This is a genomic window from Pseudomonas sp. SDO5591_S426, assembly GCF_054070755.1.
Genome location: NZ_JBSVXD010000345.1, coordinates 1 through 3147, shown reverse-complemented (window position 1 = coordinate 3147; position 3147 = coordinate 1). Strand labels below are relative to the sequence as shown.

The following is a 3147-nucleotide window of genomic DNA, read 5'->3' as shown; positions in this document are numbered from 1 at the left end:
GGTGTAGGAGCTGCCGAAGGCTGCGATCTTTTGAACTTAAAGTGGTTTGCTACCGACGCTCACGCCCAGTGTATGACTGGCACCCGGTGCCAGGCTCACCACATCGCCCATCACATTCGCCGTTTCGATGCACAGCATGCGCTGCCAGCCATCGTCGGCCATGTCGCTGAATGCAGCGGCGCGGTCGATCCATGGGTTCCAGATCACCGCCGTGCGTGAACCGGTACTGGTCAATTCGATGCGTCGTTCCCAGGCCGGATCGACGATGCTCTGCAGTGGCGGGGCATCAAGATAGATGCGGTCGGTTTCGCCGGTAAAGCGCAGATCACCGGATTGTTTCTTGGTTTTCCAGTCTTCCAGCGTCTCGATGTAGCTCAAGCCGTCCACGCCTTCGACATGCACGTTGCGCACATCGCTGACGGCGAAATAGCTGTGCAGGGCCTGGCTGATGGTCACCGTTTCGGTGCCCACGTTATGGCTGATCAGGTTGATATGCAGTTGCTCATCCAGACGAATGCTCAGCTTCAAGTCCACCTGATGCGGCCAGCCTGGCAGGCCACCTTCGGGGTAGGGCAGGAGGAATTCGACCTTCAGGCTTTCGCCCTCGGCTTCGATGCCGCCCAGTTCCCAGTCCATTGCCCGCACCAGACCGTGGGCGGGCGCCGGCTCGTGGCTGACGCGCATCGCTTTCACGCTCGGCGGGTTGCGCTCGAAGTTGCCGAACCACGGCCAGCACACCGGCACGCCAGCACGAATGCTTTTGCCGGTCTTGAACACCGCCTCATCGTTGAGCCAGATCAGCGGCGGTTGGCCGGCCAGTTGATAACTGAGGATGTGCGCGCCTTGCTGGGCCACCAGCAATTCGGCCTGACCGTGGCGGATGCGCCAGCAGTTCAGTTCATCCAGTTTCACGGCTTCAACGTTGGGCGTGTTCATGGGACAGCTCTCGATCAGTAACAGGACTGCAATGGACCGTGAATCGGTCGTCGGGTTTAACGCTTCCCGGTTTTAACGAGCTCTGGGCGGAACCGAGCGGGTGCGGCCGCTGCCATCAATGGCCACGAACACGAATACCGCTTCGGTAACTTTGCGCCATTCGCTGGACAGCGGATCGTCGCTCCAGACTTCAACCATCATCTGGATCGAGCTGCGGCCGATTTCCAGTGCCTGGGTATAGAAAGAGAGCTGAGCGCCCACCGCCACCGGCACCAGGAACGCCATGCGGTCGATCGCAACCGTGGCTACGCGGCCACCGGCAACCTTGCTGGCCATCGCGGTGCCAGCCAAATCCATCTGCGCCACCAGCCAGCCGCCGAAAATATCGCCAAAGCCGTTGGTTTCGCGCGGAAGCGCGGTAATTTGCAGGGCCAGGTCGCCTTGCGGGATCGGATCTTCTTGTTCGAGCTCTATCATGCCGGGGGTGCCTCTGACCCGTGACTCTTCGTTGGTGCTGCTGGTGGTAGCCGTCTTCGGGAAAAACGATTCAGCACCGAACATACTACGTTCGTCACGTTTTCCATAAGGCGCCTAAAGGGAAACTCTGCGAAATCGCCTATGAACCTGACAGGCGTTTTCGCACAGCAACCCTTGCAAGCCGTCGCACAGTTGCGAGTATATCGGTCGGTAGACTCCGAGACGACCGTCCGGTTCTCATTTTGACCGTCAATTACGTGCCTCTATGTGCTTTTTCGAACAATTTGCTATCGTGCCGATCCTGCCCGAGCCCTTGCCTGCGTTGTCGGGGCGGCAGACCTGACTATTAGAGAAGCCTTTGCCATGACCACAGCGCCCTCGAGTATCGCGCAGCCTGCCCAATCCGCACGTCCGCTCACCCGCAACGACTACAAGACGCTATCGCTGTCGGCCCTGGGCGGCGCGCTGGAGTTCTACGACTTCATCATCTTCGTGTTTTTCGCCACGGTGGTGGGCAAGCTGTTCTTCCCGGCGGACATGCCCGAGTGGCTGCGCTTGATGCAGACCTTCGGCATCTTCGCCGCCGGCTACCTGGCGCGGCCGCTGGGCGGCATCGTGATGGCGCACTTCGGCGACCTGCTGGGGCGCAAGAAGATGTTCACCCTGAGCATCTTCATGATGGCGGTGCCGACCCTGATCATGGGCCTGCTGCCGACCTACGCGCAGATCGGCATGTGGGCGCCGATCCTGTTACTGCTGATGCGAGTGATCCAGGGCGCGGCGATTGGCGGTGAAGTGCCCGGCGCCTGGGTCTTCGTTTCCGAACACGTACCGCAACGCCATATCGGCTATGCCTGCGGCACCCTGACCAGCGGCCTGACGGCGGGCATCCTCCTGGGTTCTCTGGTCGCCACGGCGATCAACAGCATTTACACCCCGGTGGAAGTGGCGGATTACGCCTGGCGGATCCCGTTCCTGCTGGGCGGCGTGTTCGGTTTGTTCTCGGTGTACCTGCGCCGCTGGCTGCACGAAACCCCGGTGTTCGCCGAGCTGCAACAGCGCAAGGCCCTGGCTGAAGAAGTGCCGCTGCGCGCGGTACTGCGTGATCATCGCGGTGCGATTGCCATTTCGATGCTGCTGACCTGGCTGCTGTCCGCCGCCATCGTGGTGCTGATTCTGATGACCCCGACCGTGTTGCAAACGGTCTATCACTTCTCGGCAACCACGTCGCTGCAAGCGAACAGCGTGGCGATCGTGTTCCTGAGTTTCGGTTGCATCATTGCCGGCGCACTGGCCGATCGTTTCGGTGCGGGACGCGTCTTCGTGATCGGCTGTGCTGCGTTGCTGGCCAGTTCCTGGACCTTCTATCACAGCCTGGCTGACCATCCCGACTGGCTGTTCCCGCTGTACGCCGTGACGGGTTTGCTGGTCGGCACCATCGGCGCGGTGCCATACGTGATGGTCAAGGCATTCCCGCCAGTGGTGCGCTTCAGCGGTCTGTCGTTCTCCTACAACGTGGCCTACGCGATTTTCGGCGGATTGACGCCGATGATCGTCAGCCTGCTGCTCAAGGAGAGCCCGATGGGGCCTGCCTATTATGTGGCGGTGCTATGTGGCGTCGGGATTCTGGTGGGGGCTTATCTCTGGAAGAAGGGTCGCTGATTTCGATTTTTTTATCGTCTGAACCGGCCCAATCGCCAGCAGGCTGGCTCCCACATTTGGAATGCATTTCAA

At 60.6% G+C, this 3147-nt stretch carries 3 protein-coding genes; 1 reads left to right on the top strand and 2 read right to left on the bottom strand.

Annotated elements, in window-relative coordinates; genetic code table 11:
* Positions 1-36 precede the first annotated feature (36 nt).
* Positions 37-936 carry a D-hexose-6-phosphate mutarotase gene (locus ACW9JC_RS29665; RefSeq protein WP_457459488.1) on the bottom strand — a complete coding sequence of 300 codons (900 nt, stop codon included), beginning with the start codon at positions 934-936 and terminating at the stop codon, positions 37-39.
* A 72-nt stretch (positions 937-1008) separates the two neighbouring features.
* Positions 1009-1413, bottom strand: coding sequence for an acyl-CoA thioesterase (locus ACW9JC_RS29660; protein WP_007896491.1), 405 nt, complete (start codon positions 1411-1413; stop codon positions 1009-1011).
* 363 nt (positions 1414-1776) lie between these two features.
* Between ACW9JC_RS29660 and ACW9JC_RS29655 the strand changes: the two genes are divergently transcribed.
* Positions 1777-3075, top strand: a complete 1299-nt coding sequence (locus tag ACW9JC_RS29655) for an MFS transporter (RefSeq protein ID WP_457459486.1) — start codon at positions 1777-1779, stop codon at positions 3073-3075.
* Positions 3076-3147: the final 72 nt, after the last annotated feature.

Bases quoted from the DNA above. Each gene is read 5' to 3' on its own strand.
- ACW9JC_RS29665 (WP_457459488.1), bottom strand. From the start codon at position 936: ATGAACACGCCCAACGTTGAAGCCGTGAAACTGGATGAACTGAACTGC.
- ACW9JC_RS29660 (WP_007896491.1), bottom strand. From the start codon at position 1,413: ATGATAGAGCTCGAACAAGAAGATCCGATCCCGCAAGGCGACCTGGCC.
- ACW9JC_RS29655 (WP_457459486.1), top strand. From the start codon at position 1,777: ATGACCACAGCGCCCTCGAGTATCGCGCAGCCTGCCCAATCCGCACGT.